The 6,840-nt window shown below is 23.7% G+C and carries 3 protein-coding genes; all 3 read right to left on the bottom strand.

Annotated elements, in window-relative coordinates:
- Nucleotides 1-3,790 (bottom strand): MGA_1079 family surface serine endopeptidase (locus ACXX89_RS02430; RefSeq protein WP_458557539.1); only part of this gene is annotated, 3,790 nt, incomplete at its 3' end.
- A 7-nt stretch (nucleotides 3,791-3,797) separates the two neighbouring features.
- The gene (locus ACXX89_RS02425) at nucleotides 3,798-5,105 is read right to left on the bottom strand and encodes a discoidin domain-containing protein (RefSeq protein ID WP_458557538.1); all 1,308 of its coding nucleotides are present in this window, start codon (nucleotides 5,103-5,105) and stop codon (nucleotides 3,798-3,800) included.
- An 8-nt stretch (nucleotides 5,106-5,113) separates the two neighbouring features.
- Complete coding sequence (locus ACXX89_RS02420; protein WP_458557537.1) at nucleotides 5,114-6,838, bottom strand: Na/Pi cotransporter family protein; 1,725 nt, start codon at nucleotides 6,836-6,838, stop codon at nucleotides 5,114-5,116.
- Between the last annotated feature and the right edge of the window lie 2 nt (nucleotides 6,839-6,840).

The following is a 6,840-nucleotide window of genomic DNA, read 5'->3' as shown; positions in this document are numbered from 1 at the left end:
TAAAAGCTCTTGATGGAGAAAAATTAACATCATTTGGTTGGGTATAAGTTGTATCAATAATAATTTTATATTCAGGATTTTTTAGTTTTAAAGTAAAGGAAATTCCCGTATTTTTGTCATATTTGGCACTTAAAATGTATTCAACTGGAGGAACTTGAATTCAAGTGTTTCCTTTTGGAAATTTATAACCACCAACAACCCCTTCTTTGATAACTAGTTTACCTGTTACTAACTCTTCGAAATCAAAATCAAACTTAGGAACTTTAGATTCATTTCTTACTCTATCATCTTTATCGTTATCAACTGATAAAACATTTCCAAATAAAGTTAATTTAAAACTTCGGTTTTTAGTTTCTGATGCAAGAAAAGTTTTTTCAATGTACTGTTTTTTTAATACTCAAGATGCAATATTGGTTTTAGGATCTAAAGTTCAAATTAAGTCTTTTCAAAAAGGTTCAAGTTCCCTTTCTCTTTCGATTTCATTTTCTGAATAAAAGACTGTATTTAATTTGTTATTATCAAATGTAAGTTTATTAATTCCTTCATTGGTGGAAATCTTTTTAAATCCGCTAATTTTATATCAAACATCACTCTTAATAACTGAATCATCTTTTTTGTAAAAAGCAAATCTAACAAATGCAAAATCATCATTTGCATTTTGAATTTCTGAAATTTTAAAGCGATTTTTAGGTAAAGAAAAATTATTATATTCTATTTCATCACCAGGATAATTTAAAATAATGATTCTATTTAATTCATCTAAATTATTTCTATAATAAGTTGCATCATTTTCTTTTAATTGCTCTTTATTAACATTGATATCTGATAAAGTTATTTTATTTAAAATAACTGCAGGGTAAAGTTCTTGTTGGTAATCATTTACAACATTATCTAACACATATTCTTGTTCATTTGTAAATCTTTTGTTATTATCTAAAATATTAATAAAACCGATTTTAAATGATAATGATCACTTATTTATTTGTTTTATATCATAGAGATAATAAAAGTATTTAGATAATAAATCATTTAAACTTGCAGTACTTTTAGTGATTCCAGTTTTAGTAATTAATTTAGCATCTAAAGGAACAAATCAGTCGTTATCATAACTTTGTCCAACTGAAGAAGAATCATCAGTTGCATTTGCTAATTTGAAAAAATAATTCATTTTTTCTAGATGATTTTGGAAAAGAAAATCTTTTATATTAAATGCTCTATATAAGGTAACTTCCCCTTGTTTAATAGCTTTTCCTTGAACTTTTCTATGTTGAAAATTAGTTTCATTAATTTTATTAATTTCAGTTTTGAAATTTTCTTCTATTTCACTGTAATTTCCTCTAAAATCAGCTGCTGTAAATTGTTTACCATTGATTGGTTTTATTGCTTTATAAGTAAAATGTCTAAAGAAATCAACTGTTTTTATATATCTTGATTTATTTTCAGGTAAAGGTGCTTTTTGTCCATCTATTTTGTATCAAAAGAAAACATTTGCGTCTCCACCTCTAGCAGTGTCTCTAATTTGTTTTATATTATTATAACTTTCAACATTTTCTACATAAATTTCATATCTACCATATTTAGGTAAAATATAAGAATTTTCAATTGCTATTTTTGCATCTTTTGAATAATAGTCTGTGTGAGTTTTTCTTACACCATCTTTAAATTGAAATTCTTCTAATAAATCACCAACCGGTCCACTTAAAAGTTGTAAAATTTTGTTTTTGTTTACTTCATCATCTTTTTCGGTGTTTTCATTTTCAAATTCTACTGCTTTTAAAGAAGTGAGATTAAAAGTTTTTATAACTTGCTTATTAAATAAAATATTTACTGTTGCTTGCAATTTATTTGTGTTATTTTCTAAACTAAAATTAGGCACTATATCATAACTAAAGAAATTCGAAATACCCTGTTTTTTCTTTATTAAATACTTTTTATATGTTTCATTTTCAAGAAATTCTCTAAATTTAATTTTAGATAATTCAAAGTAGTTAATGTCATAAATTTCATCTAAATTAGCAATAGATATATTATTTATAATAGGTGTAATATCTTTAGTAGAAAAATCAATTTCTTTTCTTATTGTTGTGTGCAAATTAGAGTTAGTTTTTGCAACAGCATCTATTGTTACAACAAGAATATTTCTATTATTTTCTTTTAGTTGTAAATCAGAAATTGTGTAATCGATAAAATCTGTATCCAATGCTCCAAAATATAAATTAGAATTTTTTAAATTAATAGAACCAGAGTATAAATATTGTTTCAAATCAAACTTTTCTGTATTAGAATTTAATTGAAAATTACTTAAATTTGCAGTGGCTTCTCTATCAAAAATAGTTTGCAATCCATCATTAGTTGCATCAGTTGCGTTTTTTATTTCATTTAATTTTGAAATAAATTGATCTACTTTATCTAATGATTTGGTGAGATCAAAAATATCTACATCTAATAATTCATTATTTTTAATAAATGAATCAAGTTTTATTTTTTCTTTTAAAAAATTAAATTGTTTTTGTCCTGATAAATTGTTATTTAAAATTCCATTTTCAAATTCTAAAATTAGTATTTTTAAATTTTCTATTTTAGAAAAGAGTTCTTCTAAAGTATTTTTAAAATTATCTATTTCTTGCTTAGTTTTTATTAATTTTACATTTTGAATTAACTCTTTTTTAAAATTATTTTCAATTTTGGAATCATTTAAATATTTGATTAATTTCTCTTTTGAAATATCAAAATCATTTTTTAGAGAATTGATTTTATCTAATAATTGTTCATAATCTTCAAGAGTTTGAATTTCATTATTTCTGTTGATAAAAAATTGTTTTTGATCATCTGTTAAAAAAGCAAATTCTTTTATTTCTTCTATAAATTTGCTTTTCTTGTGATGTAAATATGACTCATTTAAATTTTTTGATTTTATATAATTTTTAAAATTCAATGATAAATAATCAATGTAATTTTGCAATTCATCTATTGTTTTAAAAGACAAGATTTTCTCTTCAGAAAGTCCTTGTTCTACAGTGCTTGAAAAAGTGGATCAATCTTCGATTCTTAAAGATCAATTTTCTTTATAAAAAGAGAAATTATCCAATAGTTCTTTAATATTTTTATCAACTTTTTCTAACTTATTATAGTATTCTTGATAATCAAAATTTTCCTTATTAAATTCAAATTTAAAATTCTTATTGTTAAATCTATAAATGGAAGAATTGTTGAAATTTGTATCATTTATTTTTGTAGCAAAATTAGTAATTTCACTATTTAGTTTTTTATTTTCATCATCAATTATAGGTAAATTTTGAATTATGCTTTTTAGTTCATTAGTTTTTTCTTTAAAATTAAAATTTTCAAACTTACTTTTTAAAATTTCTTTAAAGATTTCATCCTTAAAATTAATAATTTTGTTGTTTTTATTAAATAATATTTCTTTTTTGACAGAAAAAAGATAATTTAACTCTTCAAAAGGCATTTGGGCGAATTTATTATACTCATTAACAAAAGATTTAAGTTCATTAATTTGCTCTTCTCTTTTAGTTAAATCTCTTTCTTTTGTATGTAAAAATCAACTATAAAAATTTCTTAATGGTTCATTTATTTTATAATTGGGTTGTTTAAGAATAAAAATTTTTAAATTTAGATTTTGTTCATTATATTTTCTATTATAATCTTTAGCTTCAATATTGTTGTTATTATATAAAATAAGTGATGTTGCAGTTCCTATTATAGTACTTGAACCAATAAGAGAAGCGCTTATTCAGAAAATTGCTGCTTTCTTTTTTTTATTATTTTTCATATTTGCCTTATTTTTTAGATAAATTTAATTTATATATTGTTATATTATTGTTTTCATCTGTAACTAAAATTTTAAATACAGATTTAATTTTTGTATTGTTTTTAATGTTGACTTCAGATAAAACTTCCTTAATTTGAATTCTTAAATTTTCTTGATTAGGAACTGAAATATTTGATTGTTCTAAATTTGGTAATTCGATATCATAACTAGTTTTAAAAGAATTAAAATTTTCGATAGGTTTATTATTTATTAAAATAGATTTTAAAAAACTAAAGTTAGAATTTTGAGTTAAAATTTTTAAACTATTTTTTACTCAAAATTGAAAATCTGTAATTCCTATCATTGAATCACCACCATTTGCTGTTTTAGCTGAATCTCATGAAAATTTAAATCATCTTGTATTAATAGGATCAAAATTAAAAATGGTTTGATTAGACACGTTAGTTCCATAAAGTGGGTTTGCTGGAGTTATATCAAATTGACTTCCTTTGTTTTTGTCTAAATTTGTAACTTCTGTTCAATTTTCCCCATCATTAGAATAAAAAAAATAAAAGGTTTCTGGCAATGTGCTTCCTCCCCAACCGTTTTTAAATCAATTGATTCTAATTTGAGAAATAGATTTTCTTTCATCTCATTTAAAAACTATTGTTTTGTCTGAAATGGAAGTATGTCTATTGTGGATATCTCTATTATCTCATCTAGACTCTATTCCTTGATCGCTATCAAGCATTTTTCAAAAATCATAATTTGCTTGATTAGAAATTTTTGTTGATTTGTCATAATCAATTTCTTTTCTGGCACTTAATTCATCAATAGCAGGTAAAACACTTCTTACGTATTCATCTCCATCTACTTGAGTTCTTGTATAAATTGTTAATTGAGTAGTTAAAGATGGATAATCCTTAATGTGCCCCTGAATTGTTGTGGAGTAATCAATGAGTATTTTTTCTTCAAAATCAGTGTCTCAAACAACTTCTTTTTCAAAACTAAAATCTGTATTATTTATAATTAAAACAGTTTTTGGTAAATCTTGTTTAGTAATAACTTTTCCTTTATTAAAATAAAGAATTGGTTCTTGAACAATAAAATTAGTTTCTCTACTAACATCATTTACTGTTTCTTTTATTTTAAAAATATCTGAATTTACTTTTGTGTAAATTCCTTCTTTAAAATTTGGATTAGGATTTTTAGGTGGAAATTGTTCTGAATTTATATTGTCATTGTTGTTGTTAGAATTACATGAAACAACAATCAAAGATGTTGATAAAGTTGCTAATAATAAAGGAAAAAAGATTTTTTTGTATTTTTTATTCATAAATATTCCTAGTTATTTAAATCTATAAAATTAGTTCGTTCTTGTTCGGAAATTCTTTTCATTTTAAATCTTGAATTTTTAATATAGTGACTAATTCTTTGGCAGTGATGTGCCATTCTTTCTATTGTTCTAAGTAAAACGCTATAATCAAAATCTTTTTCTAATTGTTTTCTGCCTTCTTCTGTTTTTAATCTTTCAACATTGGATTTTGCAAATTCTAAAGTTAAAATATTTAAATTATTAGACATTTTGTCGATAAATTCACTACGCTCTTTTGTTTGTTCTTCAAGCTGAGAAGCGGCATTTTTAATTAAAACAAGCACTAAAGAAACAAGTTCTTTAATTTCTGCAACAATTTCTGGTTCTATGTCAAAGAAAAGTTCGTTTTTCGAGTCATAAATTCTATTTAATTCAATAATTACACTTCGACCTAAACCCATAATTTTATCAATAGAACGGGAAGATAAAATTAAAGATAAATGTGTTTTGGCTTCATTTTTAGTTAAATTATTAGAACTTATTTGAACTAAATAATTGTAAATTAAAGTTCTAGTGTTATCAATTACTTCTTCAAGTTCAGAATATCTTCTAAGTAATTTTGTATCACCAGTTTCAATATATTTATTTAACAATTCAATTCCTGCTTCTGAAATTTTAGCTTGTGAAAATAAAGCATTTTTTGCAGCTTTTAAAGCTAAAGAAGCATTTTGCCCTATTAATTCTTCTGGAAGATAAATATCAAATTCAGCTCCAACTCTTTTCTCTTTGATAAGAAAATTTACTAACTTTTCTAAATATTTTATTAATCAGAAAAATATGGAAACTAAAATGAAATTAAAAAGTAAATGTGCAATTGACAATTGAAGAGCTTTTTGATTTGGAACAATTAACTGAATAAAATCTGAATAAAAGGTAAAAGGTGATAAAAATGGCAATAAAATTAAGGAAATTGTGAAGTTAGTGAATCCTCAAATTAATGCTATTTTTTTAGAATTATTATTTTTTGATGTAAATGAAACAATCAATCCTGTTACTGTTGTACCTAAATTAGCACCAAAAACAAGAGCAATTGCGGAAGGCAGTTGTAATAAGGAATTTGATTCATTGAAAACAACTTGATATAAAGTAACTGTTGCGCTTGATGATTGCAATAAACCAGTTAAAACAAAGGAAAATAGAAAAGATAATCAAGGATTAATTCCTGCAATTCTTAAAGTTTCTTTAAAGAAATCTTCCTTTACTATTTGTTTTGCTGCACCTGACATTATTTTTAAAGAAAAGAATACCATTCCTATCGAAACTAAAATTAAAAAGATATTTACAGCTTTTTCTTTTTTTGTTAAAAGGGAACCAAAAACTCCAAGAAACATAAAAAGAACAAAGTATTCAGTAAATTGAAAACTCGATTGAAATGAAACAATCAATGAAGTAGTAGCAGTACCGATATTTGCTCCTAAAAGAAAAGCAATTGCAACTCTTAATCCGATAAATTTAGCAGCTAATAACCCCATAATTAGAGCGATCGCACCATCCGAAGACTGAATTAAAGTGGTAATAAGTACGCCTACCATAAGTGCGATAAAATTATTTTTGGAAATAACTTTAATTATTTTTTTGAATTTACTGTCTCCAATATTTTTTAATGTAGTTGATAGTTTTTTAGTCGCAAAAATAAACAAAGACAAACTGGCTAATGCAAATATAATTGCTAAAGTAGTTGTTTCAAAAATCATAT

Source organism: Mycoplasma sp. 1012, from assembly GCF_054343455.1.
This window is presented reverse-complemented; position numbering and strand designations above follow the sequence as displayed.